The sequence below is a fragment of the Streptomyces xanthii genome (genome assembly GCF_014621695.1).
GTDB classification, from domain to species: Bacteria; Actinomycetota; Actinomycetes; order Streptomycetales; family Streptomycetaceae; genus Streptomyces; species Streptomyces xanthii.
Map to the genome: position 1 here is coordinate 3,287,849 of NZ_CP061281.1, position 17,646 is coordinate 3,305,494.

The following is a 17,646-nucleotide window of genomic DNA, read 5'->3' on the forward strand; positions in this document are numbered from 1 at the left end:
TCGCTCAGTCCGTGTCCGTGAGCCGCCAGGAGTCGAGCGCGATCCGGTACATCTCCTGTGCCGAGGTCCACTCCGGCTCCGGGGCGGTGAGCAGGATCGCGTACTCGGTGCCGCCGGCGGCCACGTACGCCTGGTCGATGCCGTGGACCGTGGTCCCGGAGGCGTCCTCGTAGGTGTACTCCCAACGGGCCCCCGCACGCCCCTGGAAGGTGTTCCGCTCCAGCTCGAGACGCTGGTAGTTCTTCTTGTTCTTGTCCGCCTCGAGGCGCTTCTCCATCAGCAGCATGTTGTCGTACGAGGTGTAACCGGCGTCCGGGATGACGCCGACCAGGTAGCCCGACATGCCGGTGCTGCCCGCGTACGTGACCTGGCTGCCGTTCTTGACGCCCTGACGGTCCCAGACCTCGGGGACGGCGAACGAGAAGCCCAGTTCGTCGTAGACCTGGTGGTAGCCGGCGGGAGCGGTCGGCAGGTCGGTCGGTTCGCCGGTGGCGGTGGCCGTGGCGGCGGCCGTGTCCGAGGGCGTCACGGCGGAGGCGTCGGCGGACTGCTGTGCGTCCGGCGACTCCTGTGACTCCTGCGACTGCTGGGCAGAGGGTGCTCCCTGTGCGCTCGCGCCCTTGCCGTCACCCTTCTTCGCGCCGCCCCCGTCGTCGTGGAGCAGCACGACACCGGCCGCGGAGCCGCCGCCGATCACGAGCGCCCCGGCGAGCGTGGCCACCCAGATCCAGGCGCGGCGGCGGTTGTTGCGGGGCGGCCGGGGCTGGGTTCCGTCGTGGGGCGGGGTGGAGACGAGGCCGATGGTGTGGGGGTCGTACGGGGCCTGCGGCGCGGGTGCGGGGGCCGGGAACGGGGTGTGCGGGGTCTGCTGGGGTGCCTGGACCTGTTCGGCCTGCCCGGGCTGGTCCGGCTGCTGCGGGGCCGGAGCGTCCTCCGGGGACTTCTGGAGCGGCACGGGCGGTTGCGCCGGCGGATCCTGCGGGGCCTGCGGAGACTGCGGGGCCTGCTCAGGGATCGCGGGCGGGGCGGGCATCGGGGACGCGGCCGGGGCCGGCGGCATGGGGCCGGGCCCCTGCGCCGGGGGCATCGGGGGCCAGTACGGGCCCGGCGCCGGGGGCGTCGGGGACGGGGTGAGGCCCAGGGCGCGGGCCACGTGCGGGCCCACGAGCGCGGCGCCGCCGACCCACAGCAGCCCGAACAGCAGCACCTCGGGCACGTCGAGCCCCAGGTCGAACTGCCCGGCCCCGGTGCCCAGAAGCTCGATGTCGCCGCGGAACTCGGCGCCCAGGCCACCGATCCCGGCGAGCAGCAGGAGCAGGCCGAAGAAGACACCGGCGGACAGGAGCTGCTCGCGCCGGTCGGCGGAGCGCCGGGCCGCGACGACGCCGACGATCAGGGCGCAGACGAGGCCCACGCCGAGCGCGTACACGACGGACCCGGAGCCGAGTTCGTCGCCGAGCCGGGACAGGCCGAACGACTCCTTCTCGTAGCCGCCTCCGAAGCCGGAGGTGCCGCGCGCCTCGACCTCCAGGGACCCGCCCCAGCACAGGCCGAGCACGGCGAGCGCGAAGTTGGGCAGCAGCATCAGGAAGGTGCCCACCCCGGCGGCATCGGAGCCGCCGAACTCCTCGTCGCCGAGGTCCGACGGGGAGCCGCCGCCCTCGCCGAAGATCGCGAGCCCGATCCAGCCGAGGAGGAGCGCGACGACGAGGACGAGGCCCATGGCGCGCACGGCCGTGCCGACGGCGCCCACGGTCATCCGCACGCCCGGCCGCGCGGCGGCGACCCTCCCCCAAGCTCTCGGCTCCGCTCGAGCAGGGGGGACCCCCATTTTGAGGTCGTCGGCATGCAGGACGCCGCCCGCGACGACCAGGGAGAGCAGCAGCGTCCACACGACCGTCAGGAACGGCGCGGAGGACACGGACACCTCGGCGATGTCCGGCTGCGCGAACAGGGCGAGGACGAGCGTCCCGAGCGTCGTCGCGATCGCGACCCGCACGGCGGCCTCCAGGCCGCTGGTGGCGCCGTCCGGGGCGCCGGGCACGACCCGCGCGTACAGGCGGGAGCGGAGCATGCGCGTGCCGATGACGAGCGCGACGATCCACAGGACGGTCACCAGGAGCGGGACGACCGAGATCGCGGCGGAACCGGAGCCGCTCGGGCCGTAGTCGCCGCTGCCGTAGTCGCTGCCGTCGTACGCGGGGACGCCGCCGCCGGAGCCGCCCGCGGAGAGTTCGAGGCCGCCGCCGACGCCCTGGAGCAGCACGGCGAGGGCGAGCCGCATGCGGTCGCCGAAGCCGACCACGACGTCGCCGGGGTCCTGCCCGTACGAGGGGATGCCGAGGGCGACGGCGGCGAACAGGACGAGGCCCACCGGCCACAGCGCGGCCTGCACCGCGCCGGCCCAGTCGCCGCGCAGGGCCCGGCCCATGAAGGCTCCGAAGGCGGAGGGCTGGGCGGGGGCCGCCGGTGCGTAGGCGGGCGGCGGGACGTTCGGCGGGGGTGTGACAGGTGCCGCGGGTGCTGCGGGTGCTGCGGGTGGGGGCGGCGGTGGGGCGGAGCTCTCCGGGCCCCCGCCCGCGGACCGTTCCCGCCCGCATCTCATGCAGAATCGGGCTTCTTCGGGAGCCTCGGCTCCACAGTGCGGGCAGTGCGACGCCATCGGGATGCTCCGTGATGATCCGGGGACGATCGGGTGACGCCCCGTCACCGGTCGTCACCATCTAATCAACGGACTCATCTTTCCCGTCGGCCGGTTCCCGTCAACTGCAATACGGGAGCCGTGACTTACTTGATGCCGCGGTGCAGGGCCACGACGCCGCCGGTGAGGTTGCGCCAGGCCACCTTCTGCCAGCCGGCGCCCTTGAGGCGGTCGGCGAGCTCGGGCTGGGTCGGCCAGGCGCGGATCGACTCGGCGAGGTAGACGTACGCGTCCGGGTTCGAGGACACGGCGCGGGCGACGGGCGGCAGGGCGCGCATCAGGTACTCGGTGTAGACCGTGCGGAACGGGGCCCAGGTCGGGTGGCTGAACTCGCAGATGACGACGCGGCCGCCGGGCTTGGTGACCCGGTACAGCTCGCGCAGCGCCTGGTCGGTGTCCTGGATGTTGCGCAGCCCGAAGGAGATCGTCACCGCGTCGAATGTGTCGTCCTTGAACGGCAGCTTCGTGCCGTCGCCGGCCGTGAACGGCATCCAGGGGTGCCGCTTCTTGCCGACCCGCAGCATGCCGAGCGAGAAGTCGCAGGGCACGACGTACGCGCCGGCCCGCACGAACGGCTGCGAGGACGTGGCCGTGCCGGCCGCGAGATCGAGCACCTTCTGCGCGGGGCGGGCGTCGACGGCCTTCGCGACCTCCTTGCGCCACAGCCGCGCCTGTCCCAGGGACAGCACGTCGTTGGTGAGGTCGTACTTCTCCGCCACGTCGTCGAACATGGAGGCGACTTCGTGGGGCTGCTTGTCCAAGGATGCACGGGTCACCCCTGCATTGTGGCAGCACGCCCTTCACCTCCGGCGGACCGGGACCCGTCTGGGATGCTGGGCCCGTCCGGGCGGATCTGACTCAGGGGTGGGGAGCTTGGCGGTGCGGGGGCGGATTCTCGTGTGGGCGTGGGGGGTGCTGGTCGTCGGCGGGTTCGGGGCGACTCAGGTGCTCGGGGGTGGGGTCGCCCCGACGGACGGGGCAGGGCCCGAGCGGTCGGCTCCGCCGTCGCCGACGCCGATTCAGCTCCCTGAGACGTGCCCCAGCCCGTCGCCCAGGCCCAGTCCGTCGGAACCGGGCCGGTTCTCTGTCGAGTTCCGTGACGGGGCGCGGGACTGCGCCGTGATCACCACGCGTTGACTCCGTCTGCGGGCCGGTGGGGGCTGGTCGCGCAGTTCCCCGCGCCCGTGGAAGGCATGCGGCTTCGCCGCGCCTTCCCCAGATGAAAGGACCGGCTCAACGGCCCCGGTACACCAACCGGCCCGCCACCACCGTCGCCACACACGTCCCGGCCCCCTGGGCCACCAGTTCCTCGCGGGACGGGACGTCGAAGATCGCGAAGCGGGCCGGGCCGCCCACCGCGAGGGCGGGGAGCAGGACCATCGGGCGCGGGGAGAGGGAGACCGGGCCGGGGAGGCGGTCGGGGCGGGCCCCGAAGGCCAGGCCGGAGCGCTGGGCCACCTCCAGGACGGGCCGGGACCTGAGCTCACCGGCGATCGCGACCGTGCCGTGGGCGAACAGTCGCTGGACACCGCGCCGCGCACTCGCTCCGACCCGCGACGGATCGGCCCGGAAGATCGCGCGGGCCCGCTCGCCCCCGATCGGAGCCGTCCCGTACGTGTCGGCCTCACGGGGATCGGGGTGGTAGGTGCCTTCGAGGATCTCGGGACCGTACGGGTTGAGCAGCCCGGATGTGAGGATGCCGGGCCACTCCCGCACCCGTACCCCGGGATGCGCCGCGACCAGTTCGCCGGCGGAGCCGAGCGCGGCGATGCGCTCGCCGTCGACGAGGACGGCGGACCCGTCGGCGGCGCAGGTGTGCAGGGTGCGCACGTCAGCCCTGGTCGGAGGAGACGAGCTTCAGCTCGGGGTGCGCCGTGCCGCCCTCGATCGCGATGGAGGAGATGTGCGAGGAGACGCGGTCGTCGACCGGGTCGTTGGCCGGGTCGTCGTGCACGACGAGGTGCTCGTACGTGGTGGCGCGCTGCGCGGGGACGCGGCCGGCCTTGCGGATGAGCTCGATGATCTCCATGCGGTTCGAGCGGTGCTTGGCACCGGCCGAGGAGACGACGTTCTCCTCCAGCATGATCGAGCCGAGGTCGTCGGCGCCGTAGTGCAGGGACAGCTGGCCGACCTCCTTGCCGGTGGTCAGCCAGGAGCCCTGGATGTGCTGGACGTTGTCCAGGAAGATCCGGGCGATCGCGATCATGCGCAGGTACTCGAAGAGCGTGGCCTGCGTGCGGCCCTTGAGGTGGTTGTTCTCGGGCTGGTACGTGTACGGGATGAAGGCCCGGAAGCCGCCCGTCCGGTCCTGCACGTCGCGGATCATGCGCAGGTGCTCGATGCGCTCGGCGTTGGTCTCGCCGGTGCCCATGAGCATCGTGGAGGTGGACTCGACGCCCAGCTTGTGGGCCGCCTCCATGATCTCCAGCCAGCGCTCGCCGGACTCCTTGAGCGGGGCGATGGCCTTGCGCGGGCGCTCCGGGAGGAGCTCGGCGCCGGCACCCGCGAACGAGTCGAGACCCGCGGTGTGGATGCGCTGGATGGCCTCCTCGACCGACACCTTGGAGATGCGGGCCATGTGCTCGATCTCGGACGCGCCCAGCGAGTGGATCACGAGCTGCGGGAAGGCCTTCTTGATCGCCGAGAAGTGGTGCTCGTAGTACTCGACGCCGTAGTCCGGGTGGTGGCCGCCCTGGAACATGATCTGGGTGCCGCCCAGCTCGACGGTCTCCGCGCAGCGGCGCAGGATGTCGTCGAGGTCGCGGGTCCAGCCCTTCTTGGTGTCCTTGGGGGCCGCGTAGAAGGCGCAGAACTTGCACGCCGTCACGCAGACGTTCGTGTAGTTGATGTTCCGCTCGATGATGTACGTGGCGATGTGCTCGATGCCCGCGTACTTGCGGCGGCGGATCGCGTCGGCGGCGGAGCCGAGCGCGTGCAGCGGCGCGTCGCGGTACAGGGCGACGGCCTCCTCGGGGGTGATGCGCCCACCGTCGGCGGCGCGGTCGAGGACGGACTGAAGCGCGGCCTTCTCGGTCACCGGGCGGGCCCCTTTCGGAGTGTTCGCGGCACGTGCGCACCGCGGCTGAGCTGAAAACTCAGCGTACGTCAGGCGGCCAGGGCGCCCAGCAGAACCCCCGTGTAGGCGCCCAGGATCATGAAGGGGCCGAAGGGGATCTCGGTCTTGCGGCCCGCGCGCCGGGCGACGACGAGGACGAGCGCGTACAGCGAGTTGAACAGGACTCCGGCGAACGCGCCGAGGAACAGCACGCCCCAGCCGTACCAGCCGAGCGCCGCGCCGAGCCCGAGCGCGAGCTTCACGTCGCCGAAGCCCATGCCCTTGGGGTAGGCCAGCAGGAGCAGCAGGTAGCCGCCGCCGAGCGCGAGGGCGCCGAGGAGCGCGCCGGTCCAGGACCCGCCGGACTCGGGCAGGACGGCGGCCCCGCCGAGCGTGAGCAGGGCGAGGGCGGCGAGCGGGTAGGTGAGCACGTCGGGCAGCCGGTGCACGGCGAAGTCGACGGTGGCGAGCAGCACGGCGGGCGGCGCGAGCAGCAGCCAGGCGGCCAGTTCGGGCCGGGTGCCGGTGGCGGCGGCGAGCAGGGCGCAGACGGCGGCGGTGAGCGCGGCGAGCAGGAGCGGGCGGGGCCCGGGCCGGGGGCCGAGCCAGCCGCGCAGGGGCCGCCCGTCGGGCCGGGCGGACCGCCAGGGGTCCTCGGGTTCGACGGACAGGCGGTACGCGGGGCGCGGCAGCAGCGCTCCGGCGGCGGCGCCCCACGCGGCGGCGATCAGGACGAGAAGCTGGTCCGGCACGTCAGACGACCGTCTCGCCCGCGCGGTACCGCCCGACGGGCCGGGCCGCCTTCTCGCCCCGGCGGCGCACGCCCGCGGAGTAGGTGCCGAGCCCGGCCGCGGCGAAGAGGGCGGCGGCGATGCCGAGGTTCAGGCCGTCGACGGTGCCGGCGCCGGTGGCGGGCTCGACCCACGGGTCGAGGAGTCCGGCCGGGTCCTCGTGGAGGACGACGTGCTCGCGCGGGGCGAACTGGCCGTGGCAGTTCTGCTGTTCGGACAGGTCCGTGATCTTCCCGGAGGCGTCCACGACCCGGCACACGGACAGCGTGGTCGTCCGCTTCACGCCCCGCTTCTCGCCCGTGTCGAGCACGACCGCGGGCACCCGCTCCCCCGCCGTCTTCACGTACATCTCGTAGAGCGCGGACCCGGCGAACAGCGGCAGCACGAGGAGTGCCCCGCAGACCAGTACGGCGGCGCCCGCCCGGTGCCAGACGCCGCCGAGCAGGATCGCGGCGGCGGCGAGCACGGCGCACACGAGGAGCGCGCCGACGTAGAGCATCCCGTACGGGTACTGGCTCAGGAACCCGGCGCCCGCGGCGGCGCCCGGCAGCAGGAGGGCCCACTTGAGGCTGTTGCGCTTCAGGGCTGCTCCACTCGGCTCAGATCGGCCTTCGGGTTTCCGGCCTGCGGATACTGGGAGCTGTACTTGACGGTCTTGCCGACGCGCTCGAGGTGCACGGTGTGGGGGCCCTTGGCGCAGGTGCCGCCGTTGTCGGGGGACGCGGCGCCGGAGGCGATCAGCTCCGTGGCGGAGGCCGACTTGAGGGTGAGGACGTCGACGCAGGTGACGCCGAGCGGGTCGGTGGAGGTCACCGTGCCGAGCCGCTTGCCGACGGCGGCCTGCTTGATCCGCACCCGGTACGTGTCGAACTGGACGTCGCCCAGCGCGGTGGTCGCGGTGGCCTTGCCCTCCCACGTGCCGACGTAGAAGGGCGGCACCACACCCTTGGGGGTCGGCGCCTTCGAGGGGGCGGCGGTCGCGGCGGGGGGCGGCTCGGCGCCCGCGTCGGCGCCGCCGCCCGTCTCGGGCCGGGTGTTCAGGAACACGATGCCGCCGACGGTGACGGCGGCCATGGCCCCGGCCACCGCCAGCGCCACCGAGCAACTCACCTTGCGGCCGCGGCCGTCGGCGCTCGTCGGGGCGGAGGTCGCGGACACGGAGACCGAGAGCCGTCCCGGCTTGGCGTCCGCCGTCCCCTTCCCCTGCTCCTGGTCCCCGGCCTCGGCGTCCTCCCTGGGCTGCGGCAACGCCGCGTACGAGGGGTCCGGCGGGCCGAAGACCCCGGGCCGCGGGGCCGCCTGCGATCCGCCGGTGACCGACGGGCTGCTGAAGCCCACGGGCCCGGACGCCGGCTCGGCCGGTCCCGCCGGGACGGCCGTGTCCAGGTCCAGGAGCTGTACGGCGCTGCGCGACACCTGCTCGACGAGCGCGCCGGGCAGCCAGCCGGCCGCGACGAGCCGGGCCGCCCCCTCCGGGGCGAGTACGCGCGCGACCTCCTCGGGGGTGGGCCGGCCGGCCGCCTCCTTGGACAGGCAGGCCGCCGCGACCTCCTTCAAGTCGCCGCTCAGGGCGTCCAGTTCCGGCTCCTCGTGGACGACCTTGTAGAGGAGCGCGGCCGAGGAGTCGCCGAGGAACGGGGACCGGCCCGTCGCCGCGTACACGAGGACCGCACCGAGCGAGAACACGTCGGCGGCGCCCGTGACGCCCTTGCCGAGGATCTGCTCGGGCGCCATGTAGCCGGGCGAGCCGATGGAGACGCCGGTGGAGGTGAGGGAGGCGGTGCCGTCGGTGGCCCGCGCGATCCCGAAGTCGATCAGGCGCGGGCCGTCGACGGTCAGGAGCACGTTCGACGGCTTCACGTCGCGGTGCACGAGCCCCAGCCCGTGCACCGCGGTGAGCGCCTCGGCGAGGCCCGCGCCGAGGACCCGTACGGAATGCGCGGGCAGCGCGCGCCCCTCCCCCGCGGCCTGTGCGAGCGAGGGCCCGGCGACGTAGCCCGTCGCCACCCACGGGACCCGGGCCTCCGGGTCCGCGTCGAGCACCGGCGCCGTCCACGTCCCGCCGACCCGGCGCGCGGCGTCCACCTCGCGGCGGAACCGCGCCCGGAACTCGTCGTCGAGCGCGAAGTGCGGGTGCACCACCTTCACGGCGACCGTGCGGCCGCCGGCGCTGCGGCCCAGATACACGCGGCCCATGCCGCCGTGCCCGAGCCGGCCGAGCAGCCGGTAGGGCCCCACGGTCGTCGGTTCGTCCGCCTCCAGCGGCTGCATGGTGACCTCCCCCGTCAGTCAGCGCGCTCCAGGCGAGCCTAGGCCGTCAGGGGATCAGATGACGCCCTGGGCCAGCATCGCGTCGGCCACCCGCTCGAACCCGGCGATGTTCGCGCCGGTCACGTAGTCGCCGGGGGCGCCGTAGCACTCGGCGGTCTCGTGGCAGGTGGCGTGGATGTCGTTCATGATGCCCGCGAGCTCGTCCTCGACGCGCTCGGCCGTCCACGACGTACGGGCGTGGTTCTGCGCCATCTCCAGGGCGCTGACCGCGACACCGCCCGCGTTGGCCGCCTTGCCGGGGCCGAACGCGACGCCGGCCCGCTGGAGCAGGTGGACGGCCTCGGGCGTGGTCGGCATGTTGGCGCCCTCGGAGACGGCCTTCACGCCGTTGCGGATCAGGGCCGCCGCGTCGTTCTCGTCCAGCTCGTTCTGGGTGGCGGACGGCAGCGCGATGTCGGCCGGCACCTCCCAGACCCGCCCCTTGGGCACGAAGCGCGCCGAGGCGCCCCGGCGCTCCGCGTACGTGTCGACGCGGCCCCGCTCGACCTCCTTGATCTGCTTGAGCAGCTCCAGGTCGATGCCCTTCTCGTCGACGACGTAGCCGGACGAGTCGGAGCAGGTGATCGCGTTGGCGCCGAGCGCGGCCAGCTTCTCGATCGTGTAGATTGCGACGTTGCCGGAGCCGGACACGACCGCGGTCTGCCCCTCAAGGTCCTCGCCTCGCTCGCGCAGCATGGCCGCCGCGAACAGCACGTTGCCGTAGCCGGTCGCCTCCGGACGGATCAGCGAGCCGCCCCAGCCCTGGCCCTTGCCGGTGAGGACGCCGGCCTCCCAGCGGTTGGTGATGCGCCGGTACTGGCCGAACAGGTAGCCGATCTCGCGGCCGCCGACGCCGATGTCACCGGCCGGCACGTCCGTGTGCTCGCCGATGTGCCGGTACAGCTCCGTCATGAAGGACTGGCAGAACCGCATGACCTCGGCGTCGCTGCGCCCGTGCGGGTCGAAGTCGCTGCCGCCCTTGCCGCCGCCGATGCCGAGCCCGGTCAGCGCGTTCTTGAAGATCTGCTCGAAGCCCAGGAACTTGATGACGCCCAGGTTCACCGAGGGGTGGAAGCGCAGACCGCCCTTGTACGGGCCGAGCGCGCTGTTGAACTCGACGCGGAAGCCGCGGTTGACGTGCACGCGGCCCTTGTCGTCCTGCCACGGCACCCGGAACATGACCTGGCGCTCGGGCTCGACGAGCCGCTCCACGAGTCCGGCCTGCCCGTACTCGGGGCGGGCCGCGAGCACCGGCGCGAGCGTCTCCAGGACCTCGTGGGCGGCCTGGTGGAACTCGGGCTGGGCGGGATTGCGGTGTTCGATCTCCGCGAGAAGGTCGTCGAGGAGGGACTGGGTCTCGGAGCGAGTCGTCACAGAGGGCCTTTCTGGCACGGCTGTGTCACCGGATCCGCACGGGTGCGGCGCGCTCGGGTCCGGTCCACTGACGGGTGCTACGGCGCCGTTGCCGCACACGGGACGGGCTAAGTGTTACGCGCATGTAAACGCCTGACCAGAGCCCCGGGCCGGGATCGCTCACGATGTGAGACCGCGTTCCGGGCCCGGAGTGCGTTCATCTGGATTTCATCCGAGGTCCGGGAAATCGGAAGAAACGTTCACGAATTCCCGTCCGGAACGGTGCGGATTCACCCGATGATCCGCTGTCCGGGGTTCCTGTACGGGCCCCGGTGCGGACCTCCGCGCGGAGGGAAGCGGGAAAGGGCGGATTCACCGCGGAAGCAGTTCCACCTTCACGTCCGCGGGAAATCCCGTGGTCGGTCCGACCCGGCGCGCGAACTCCGTGACGCCTTCCAGCTGAGCCGCCCCGAACCGGAAGTCGAGCGTCGTGAAGTACTCCTCCAGAACGGCCTCCCCGAAGACCTCCCAGCGCGCCGCCTGCTCGGCGACCTTGGCGACCTCCACCAGCGACAGGTCCCGCGAGGACAGGAACGCCTCGTGCACCTGCCGGGTGATCTCCGGCTCCCGTGCCACGTACTCCTTGCGCGCGGCCCACACGGCGAAGACGAACGGCAGCCCCGTCCACTCCTTCCACATCGCGCCGAGGTCGTGGACCTGGAGGCCGAGCCGCGGCGCGTCGTGCAGGTTGGCGCGCAGCGCGGCGTCGCCGATGAGCACGGCCGCCTCCGCGTCCTGCATCATCAGGCCGAGGTCGGGCGGGCAGGTGTAGTACTCGGGCCGGACCCCGATCTTCTCCTCGAGCAGCAGCTGCGCGAGCCGCACGGAGGTGCGGGAGGTGGAGCCGAGCGCGACACGCCGGCCGTCCAACTCGTCGAGCGGCACCTGCGACACGATGACGCAGGACATGACGGGGCCGTCGCAGCCGACCGCCAGGTCGGGGAAGGCGACGAGGTCGTCCGCGGCCTTGAGGAACTCGACCAGGGTGATGGGCCCGATGTCGAGCCGCCCGTCGACCAGCCGCTCGCTGAGCTTCTCGGGGGTGTCCTTCGTCAGCTCGAAGTCGAGCAGGGAGCCCGTGCGGGCGAGGCCCCAGTACAGGGGCATGCAGTTCAAGAACTGGATGTGGCCGACGCGCGGACGGGTGCGCCGCGCGGCCGCGAGGTTCTCGTGCTGGGTCTCATGCTGAGTCTCGGGAGAATTGTCCACATCGCGAGGCTAGACCCAGTGCGGTACGGTGCAGGATCCGGGGCGTCGCCGACACGAGCGACCTCGGCCCCGAGTGAGCGGCCAGGCCCCGCGCCCGGCAGTCTTGAACGGCACCGGTCAATCCCCTTCCGGGACTCCGTCAAACCTGCGGGTGACGTGATCTTGCCCTCTATTGCTTTCGGCTGCCCGCGTGCTAGGCTCGCCGCAAGTTGCAGTTTGGTTTCCCTTGCAGTACAGAGCCTGCGGAGCATGTAACCGCGGGCTCTCGTCGTTTTCAGACTTTTGCAGTTGTTCGCAAGCGCATTTGCAGGTTCTGGAGCAGGGCGACCCTTTGGCCCATAGGAGGGCTTATGGCTACCGGAACCGTGAAGTGGTTCAACGCTGAAAAGGGCTTTGGCTTCATCGCCCAGGAAGGCGGCGGCCCGGACGTCTTCGTCCACTACTCCGCGATCAACGCAAGCGGCTTCCGCTCCCTCGAGGAGAACCAGGCCGTGAGCTTCGACGTCACGCAGGGCCCCAAGGGCCCGCAGGCGGAGAACGTCACCCCCGTCTGATCTTCTGATCACATGGCAGGTGCCGTGATCTGATCCGGAACCTAGCGCAGTACCCAAGGAGCCCCGCGCCGCAAGGCAGCGGGGCTCCTGCCTGTTTTCCGGCGGTTCCCCGGGTTCAGTTTCAGGTGAACTGCATCAGCAGTACGCACGTGGTGCCCGGCTCCAGGGCCCGGCAGGTGTGCGGGAGGTCGCCGGGGTACGTGATGCAGTCGCCGGGGCCCAGTTCGACGGGGTCGTCCTGCGGTCCGGCCAGGACACGACCGGTGGCGACGACGAGGTGCTCGACCGTGCCCGGGTTGTGCGGGTCGGAGTCGCGGGCCGCGCCGGGCTCGACGTGCAGCCAGTACAGGTCGCGGCGGGCGCCGGGCGGGCAGGCGGAGAGCAGGGTCGCCGCGTAGTCCGCGTGCTCGGAGGGGACGGTGACGCCCTGGCCGGCCCGGACGACCTGGACGGTCGGGCGGGGCGGGTCCAGGAGCAGGCTCGGCGGCACGTCGAGGGCGACGGCCAGGGCCCACAGCGTCTCCAGCGTGGGCTTGCCGGCCGCGGACTCCAGCTGGGACAGGGTCGACTTGGCGATCCCGGCCCGCTTGGCCAGCTCGCTCAGCGAGATCCCGGTACGGGTGCGTTCCCGGCGCAGGGCGGCGGCGATGCGGTCGAGGGGCAGCGGGCTCTTGGGCGGGTGCGCGTCGGTGTCGGTCATGGCGGCCTCACTCTACGGCAACGAACACCCCCTGCGTTCGCTGCGGCGGACCGTTCGTTCGACTTGACGAACGCGGCCGCCCGGGGTCACGCTACCGGTATGCGTACGGCACAGCGAACACTCGGCCCGGCAGGCCGAACACCCAGGGATCGGAAGACCTGCTCCGACCCCGACCCGGACCCCGCCAAGACCCCCGCCCTCGCCACCGACCCTCGCCTGCTCCGCGATGTCGCCCTGGTCTGTCTGGCCGACGGCGTCGTGGGGCTGTCGTTCGGGGCGGTCGCGGTCGCGAGCGGGCTTCCGGTGTGGCTGCCGGTGCTGATGTCGCTGCTGGTGTTCGCGGGCTCGGCGCAGTTCAGTGCCGTCGGGGTGTTCGCCGCCGGGGGCGGTCCGGTGGCCGCCGCCGCGACGGGGCTGCTGCTCAACACCCGTACCGCCGCCTTCAGTCTGGCCGTCGCCGACGCGCTCGGCCGGTCCTGGCCCGCGCGGCTGGTCGGCGCGCACCTGGTCACCGACGAGACCGCCGCGTTCGTGCTGGCCCGCACCGATCCGGCGGCCCGCCGCCGCGCCTTCTGGATATCGGGGCTGGGCCTGTTCGCGGCCTGGAACGTGAGCGTCCTCGCGGGTGCGCTCGCCGGGTCGGCGCTCGGCGACACGGACCGCTTCGGGCTCGACGCGGCGTTCCCCGCCGTGCTGCTCGCCCTGGTCCTGCCCGCGCTGCGGGACAGTCGGGGCGTGCGGCGGGCCGCCGCGGCCGGGGGCGCCGTCGCGGTCCTCGCCACACCGTTCCTGCCCGCCGGAGTGCCCGTGCTCCTCGCCCTCACCGGCCTGCTGCTCGCCCGGAGGCCCGCATGAACCCGCAGCTCGTCGCCGTGCTGGCCCTCGCGGCCGGCACCTACGCCTTCCGCCTGGCCGGCCCCGCGCTGCACGGCCGCGTGGAACTGCCCGCCCGGGTCCAGGAGTTGCTGACGACCGCCGCGACCGTGCTGCTCGTCGCGCTGCTGGCGACGGGGGCGCTCATGGCGGGCCACGAGTTCGCCGGGTGGGCGCGTCCCGCCGGGGTGCTGGCCGGGGGTGTGCTCGCGTGGCGGCGGGCGCCGTTCGCGCTGGTGGTCGTGGGCGCGGCGGCGGTCACCGCGCTGCTGCGGCTGGCCGGGCTTCCGTGAGGCCGCGCGTGCGCCGAGCCCAGCGGGTCGCCGGGCCGAACGCCGCGCCCGCCGCCAGGAACACGGCGCCGAGCAGCAGCCAGCCCGGCACGCCCCACGTCACCAGGAGCGCGGTCAGGACGAGAGGCCCGACCGTACGGGCGAGCGGGACGCCGGTGCCGAAGAAGCCCTGGTACTGGCCGACTTGGTGCGCGGGCGCCAGGCTGAACGCCAGCTGCCAGGAGCCGGCCGACTGTCCCATCTCGCCGACCAGCAGGAACACCGAGGCCAGCACGAGCACGGCGCTCGCGCCCCACACCCCGAGCCGGTCCTGCGCCGAGACCGCGAACACCACGCACGACAGGGCGAGCATCGCCCCGGCCCGGCGCAGCCCGCGCGTCGCCGCCCCGGCCCCGTCGATCCCGCGCGCGGCCCGCACCTGGAACGCCGTCACGCCCAGGGTGTTGAGCACGAACAGCGCAGAGACCAGCCAGCCGGGCGCGTCCGTGCGGGACACGATCCACAGCGGAACGGCCAGCGAGAGCAGCGGCATCCTCAGCAGCAGCACGGCGTTGAGCAGCGTCACGACGGCGTAGGGGCGGTCCCGCATCACCGCGAACCGGGCCTCCCGCACCTCGGGCACCGCGACCGGCGCGGCCTTCGGCAGCCCCGCGAGCAGCGCCGCGCAGATCACGAACCCGGCGCCGTCGAACGCGAACACCGCCAGATAGCCGCCGGTCGTGTCGTGCTGCAGGGCGAGCCCACCGATCCCCGCCCCCACCGCGAGGCCCGCGTTGAGGACCGACTGCAGCCGGGCCAGCACCGCCGTCCGCTCGCCGGGCCCGACCAGCCCCGCGAGCAGCGCCTGCCGCGCCGCGGCGAGCCCGCACTGCGCGACCGCGTACGCGACGGCGGCCAGCAGGAACGCCGGGTACGAGCGGATCACCAGGAAGGACAGCACAGCCGCCGCCGTGGCGAGCGCGAGCCCCACGGACACCCCGCGCGGGCCGCGCCGGTCGGCGAGCGCGCCCAGCGGCACCCCGGCCACGGCGCCGATCGCCCACGCCACGGTCAGGGCGAGCCCGATCCGGGTGGGCGACAGTCCGACGACACCGGTGAAGTAGAGGGCGGAGGTGACGTAATAGGCCCCGTCCCCGAGCGAGTTGGCCAACTGGGCGGCGGCGAGACCCCGTACCGGGGAGCGCTTCGACATGCCCCCACGCTACGAAGAAATGGCCCAGCCCCCATAGGCAACCTCTGCCTCGGACAACTGGGCCAATCGGTGCCGCCGTCGTGCGCCTCACGGGTGCATCCGCGCCCCCTTCCGAGCGCCTGCGAGAACGGCTCCGCCCGCGCCTGGCTCTGACCGCCGACTCGCCGCGTCCCTGCGGGAGTTGCTGGACGCGCGGCTCGTACCGGGGGTCGAACTGGCTGAAACGGCGACCCTGTTGCGCGCGCCCATTCCGCCCATCTGGTCCGTTCCTTCAGCGCCGCGTACGGGATCGCTCCGCACCAGTACCTGACGGCACGGCGCGTGGACCGCGCCCGCCGCCTCCTCCTCGACGGCGTCCCCCCGTCAGAGGTGGCCCCCGCCACGGGCCTCCACGACCAGCCCCACCTGACCCGCCACTTCAAACGCCTCGTGGGCACACCCCCGTCCCGCTACGCCCACTCAGCCCCACGCCGGTGACACCCTGGTGCCCCGGGGTACGGGGCTGGGGGCTCGGGGCTGCACCCGATCAGCAACCCCGGCTCCGCCGCGCGGGCGCAACTCCAACCGCCCTGAGCGGCGCACGAAGTGTGCCGTCAGGGGCGCGGGGAACTGCGCGAGCAACCACGACGGCGACGCAGTCGGTGACGACGCTCGGCCCCTACGGCGGCGCCGTAGCCCAGGCACAGGCCCACCGCATCGCGCACTGAGGTGCTGCCCGAGGCCGGGCGCCGGGCCGACGCCCCCGGAGGGGGCGGGCGGGTGGGAGAAGGCAGCGGGCCAGGCGAGAGCCACTGATGCCGAGTCAGGATGCACAGGAGCCCAGGGCTGAACCGCTGACCCGGAACGCCGCGTGCCCCGCACTGAGGCGCCGCCCCAAGCCGGGCGCCGGGCCGACGCCCCCGGAGGGGGCGGGCGGGTGGGAGAAGGCGGCGGGCCAGGCGAAAGGCACTGATGCCGAGTCAGGATGCACAGGGGCCCAGGGCTGAAGTCAGGATGCACAGAGGCCCAGGGCTGAACCGCTGACCCGGAACGCGCGCCCCGCACTGAGGCGCCGCCCCAGGCCGGGCGCCGCCCACCCGTACCAAAAGGCGCACCCCGGTGAAGGATCAGGAACCCGCGGTGGCCCGCTGTCGCCCCCGGGGCAGCAGGACTCCGGCCACCCCCGCGGTAGCGCAGAGCACCACCCCCGCCACCACCAAGCCCACCCGCATGCCACCGACCGAGAACCCGGCCGAACCCTCGGCGACCAGCGCCCCGAACAGAGCCACCGACAGGGCCCCGCCCGTCTGCCGCAGCGCGTTCAGCATTCCGGAAGCCGTTCCGACCCGCTCGCCCGGGACAGAGTCCATCAGCATCGCCGTCACCGCCGGGACGGCGAACGCCCCGCCCATCCCCGTCGGCACGAGCAACAGGAGCACCAGCCACAGCGGCGTCCCCTCCGCCAGCGGCAGCAGCGCGAACATGGCCAGGGCCAGCACCAGCGTGCCGGTCACGACGACCCGGCGCCGACCCATCCGCTCGGCGGCCCGCGGCGACACGAGGTTCGTGGCCGTGATGATCACCGCCATCGGGACGAACATCAGGCCCGCCGCCGTCGCGGACATCCCGCGCAGCTGCTGGAGGTACAGGCCCAGCAGGAACACGACCCCGTAGAACCCGAGGTTGAGGGCGAAGCCGACCACCAGCGACACCGAGACCGTCCGCTGCCGCAGCATCCCGAGCGGCACCATCGGGGCCCGCTGCCGCCGCTCGGCGACGTAGAACCCGGCGCCGCTCACCACGGCGAGCGCGAGCGCCCCGAGCACCGGCGCCGAGGACCAGCCGCCGTGCCCGCCCTCGATCACGGCGAACGTCAGCCCCGCGAGCGCGAGCACGGCGGTGATCTGCCCGGGCAGGTCCAGCGGAGCGGCCCGCCGCGGCGAGCGCGCGACCTTCGTGAGCAGTGCCAGGATCGCCGCGCCGACCGGCAGGTTGAGGAAGAACACCGCGCGCCAGCCGACGTGTTCGGTCAGCACGCCGCCCAGGACGGGCCCGGCGGCCATGGACACCGAACCGCCGACCGTCCACAGCGCCACCGCCCGCGCCCTTCGCACCGGCTCCTCGTACGCCTGCCGGATCAGCGCCAGCGACGCCGGCATCAGGACGGCGGCCGCCCCGCCCTGCACGACCCGCGCCGCGACGAGCGCCCCGAGCCCGGGGGCGAGGGCGCAGGCCAGGGAGGCGACGGTGAACAGCGCGGTGCCCCAGGCGTAGGCGCGGCGCGCCCCGGTCCGGTCGCCGAGCGCGCCGGCCGACAGCATCAGCCCGGCGAACATCAGCGTGTACGCGTCCGCGACCCACTGCAGTCCCGTCATCCCGGTGTGCAGGGACTCCTGGATGCCGGGCAGCGCGATGTTCACGGCCGACACGTCGATGGTGATGACGGCGAAGCCGAGCAGCGCGGCGAGCAGAGCCGCGCCGCCGCCACGGCGGGTGTCCGCCACAGCCGTGGCCGCCGGGGCCTCGGTTCGGATGAGAGTGGTCACGCGGTCCTCCTGGAACGGGCGTCGAAGTGC

The 17,646-nt window shown here is 73.5% G+C and carries 15 protein-coding genes and 2 pseudogenes; 4 read left to right on the plus strand and 13 right to left on the minus strand.

Annotated elements, in window-relative coordinates; all coding sequences use genetic code 11:
* Positions 1-4: 4 nt before the first annotated feature.
* The 10 genes and pseudogenes from IAG42_RS14785 to IAG42_RS14825 form a co-directional block, all read right to left on the minus strand.
* Complete coding sequence (locus IAG42_RS14785; protein ID WP_223206473.1) at positions 5-2,431, minus strand: single stranded DNA-binding domain-containing protein; 2,427 nt, start codon at positions 2,429-2,431, stop codon at positions 5-7.
* Positions 2,432-2,593: 162 nt separating this feature from the next.
* Positions 2,594-2,662: pseudogene (locus IAG42_RS38565) on the minus strand (zinc-ribbon domain-containing protein); the annotation flags it as partial.
* Between the two features lie 125 nt (positions 2,663-2,787).
* Positions 2,788-3,477, minus strand: a complete 690-nt coding sequence (locus IAG42_RS14790; RefSeq protein WP_188337462.1) for a demethylmenaquinone methyltransferase — start codon at positions 3,475-3,477, stop codon at positions 2,788-2,790.
* 457 nt (positions 3,478-3,934) lie between these two features.
* Positions 3,935-4,531, minus strand: a complete 597-nt coding sequence (locus tag IAG42_RS14795) for an imidazolonepropionase-like domain-containing protein (protein WP_188337463.1) — start codon at positions 4,529-4,531, stop codon at positions 3,935-3,937.
* 1 nt (position 4,532) lies between these two features.
* Positions 4,533-5,738, minus strand: coding sequence for a cyclic dehypoxanthinyl futalosine synthase (mqnC, locus tag IAG42_RS14800; protein WP_188337464.1), 1,206 nt, complete (start codon positions 5,736-5,738; stop codon positions 4,533-4,535).
* Between the two features lie 68 nt (positions 5,739-5,806).
* Positions 5,807-6,508 carry a prepilin peptidase gene (locus IAG42_RS14805; RefSeq protein WP_188337465.1) on the minus strand — a complete coding sequence of 234 codons (702 nt, stop codon included), beginning with the start codon at positions 6,506-6,508 and terminating at the stop codon, positions 5,807-5,809.
* Between the two features lies 1 nt (position 6,509).
* Positions 6,510-7,046, minus strand: a complete 537-nt coding sequence (locus IAG42_RS14810; RefSeq protein ID WP_188337466.1) for a hypothetical protein — start codon at positions 7,044-7,046, stop codon at positions 6,510-6,512.
* A gap of 80 nt (positions 7,047-7,126) precedes the next feature.
* Entirely contained in the window at positions 7,127-8,818 is a 1,692-nt protein-coding gene (locus tag IAG42_RS14815; RefSeq protein WP_188337467.1) for a serine/threonine-protein kinase, read from the minus strand.
* Between the two features lie 54 nt (positions 8,819-8,872).
* The gene (gene gdhA, locus IAG42_RS14820) at positions 8,873-10,231 is read right to left on the minus strand and encodes an NADP-specific glutamate dehydrogenase (RefSeq protein WP_188337468.1); all 1,359 of its coding nucleotides are present in this window, start codon (positions 10,229-10,231) and stop codon (positions 8,873-8,875) included.
* A gap of 351 nt (positions 10,232-10,582) precedes the next feature.
* Complete coding sequence (locus IAG42_RS14825) at positions 10,583-11,479, minus strand: menaquinone biosynthetic enzyme MqnA/MqnD family protein (RefSeq protein WP_188337469.1); 897 nt, start codon at positions 11,477-11,479, stop codon at positions 10,583-10,585.
* Positions 11,480-11,829: 350 nt separating this feature from the next.
* Between IAG42_RS14825 and IAG42_RS14830 the strand changes: the two genes are divergently transcribed.
* A complete protein-coding gene (locus IAG42_RS14830; protein WP_003998944.1) occupies positions 11,830-12,033 on the plus strand; it encodes a cold-shock protein in 204 nt (67 codons plus the stop codon).
* A gap of 121 nt (positions 12,034-12,154) precedes the next feature.
* On the opposite strand, the gene IAG42_RS14835 is transcribed toward IAG42_RS14830, so the two are convergent.
* Positions 12,155-12,733 (minus strand): helix-turn-helix domain-containing protein, encoded by a 579-nt coding sequence (locus IAG42_RS14835; protein WP_188337470.1) that lies wholly within the window; start codon positions 12,731-12,733, stop codon positions 12,155-12,157.
* Between the two features lie 99 nt (positions 12,734-12,832).
* On the opposite strand from IAG42_RS14835, the gene IAG42_RS14840 reads away from it, so the two are divergent.
* Both IAG42_RS14840 and IAG42_RS14845 read left to right on the plus strand, forming a co-directional pair.
* The gene (locus tag IAG42_RS14840; protein ID WP_188337471.1) at positions 12,833-13,588 is read left to right on the plus strand and encodes an AzlC family ABC transporter permease; all 756 of its coding nucleotides are present in this window, start codon (positions 12,833-12,835) and stop codon (positions 13,586-13,588) included.
* The gene (locus IAG42_RS14845) at positions 13,585-13,899 is read left to right on the plus strand and encodes an AzlD domain-containing protein (RefSeq protein WP_188337472.1); all 315 of its coding nucleotides are present in this window, start codon (positions 13,585-13,587) and stop codon (positions 13,897-13,899) included. The genes IAG42_RS14840 and IAG42_RS14845 overlap by 4 nt, the downstream gene beginning before the upstream one ends.
* On the opposite strand, the gene IAG42_RS14850 is transcribed toward IAG42_RS14845, so the two are convergent.
* Positions 13,865-15,091 (minus strand): MFS transporter, encoded by a 1,227-nt coding sequence (locus IAG42_RS14850; protein WP_188337473.1) that lies wholly within the window; start codon positions 15,089-15,091, stop codon positions 13,865-13,867. The genes IAG42_RS14845 and IAG42_RS14850 overlap by 35 nt on opposite strands.
* 136 nt (positions 15,092-15,227) lie before the next feature.
* Here IAG42_RS14850 and IAG42_RS14855 point away from each other — a divergent pair.
* Positions 15,228-15,568, plus strand: a pseudogene (locus IAG42_RS14855) (helix-turn-helix transcriptional regulator); the annotation flags it as partial.
* Positions 15,569-16,197: 629 nt separating this feature from the next.
* Here IAG42_RS14855 and IAG42_RS14860 read toward each other — a convergent pair.
* A complete protein-coding gene (locus IAG42_RS14860; RefSeq protein ID WP_223206008.1) occupies positions 16,198-17,616 on the minus strand; it encodes an MFS transporter in 1,419 nt (472 codons plus the stop codon).
* Positions 17,617-17,646: the final 30 nt, after the last annotated feature.

Excerpts from the sequence above, each read along its gene's own strand:
- IAG42_RS14785 (WP_223206473.1), bottom strand. The coding sequence starts at position 2,431 with ATGGGCCGGGCCCTGCGCGGCGACTGGGCCGGCGCGGTGCAGGCCGCG.
- IAG42_RS14810 (WP_188337466.1), bottom strand. The coding sequence starts at position 7,046 with ATGCTCTACGTCGGCGCGCTCCTCGTGTGCGCCGTGCTCGCCGCCGCC.
- IAG42_RS14815 (WP_188337467.1), bottom strand. The coding sequence starts at position 8,818 with ATGCAGCCGCTGGAGGCGGACGAACCGACGACCGTGGGGCCCTACCGG.
- IAG42_RS14830 (WP_003998944.1), top strand. The coding sequence starts at position 11,830 with ATGGCTACCGGAACCGTGAAGTGGTTCAACGCTGAAAAGGGCTTTGGC.
- IAG42_RS14835 (WP_188337470.1), bottom strand. The coding sequence starts at position 12,733 with ATGACCGACACCGACGCGCACCCGCCCAAGAGCCCGCTGCCCCTCGAC.
- IAG42_RS14840 (WP_188337471.1), top strand. The coding sequence starts at position 12,833 with ATGCGTACGGCACAGCGAACACTCGGCCCGGCAGGCCGAACACCCAGG.
- IAG42_RS14845 (WP_188337472.1), top strand. The coding sequence starts at position 13,585 with ATGAACCCGCAGCTCGTCGCCGTGCTGGCCCTCGCGGCCGGCACCTAC.
- IAG42_RS14850 (WP_188337473.1), bottom strand. The coding sequence starts at position 15,091 with ATGTCGAAGCGCTCCCCGGTACGGGGTCTCGCCGCCGCCCAGTTGGCC.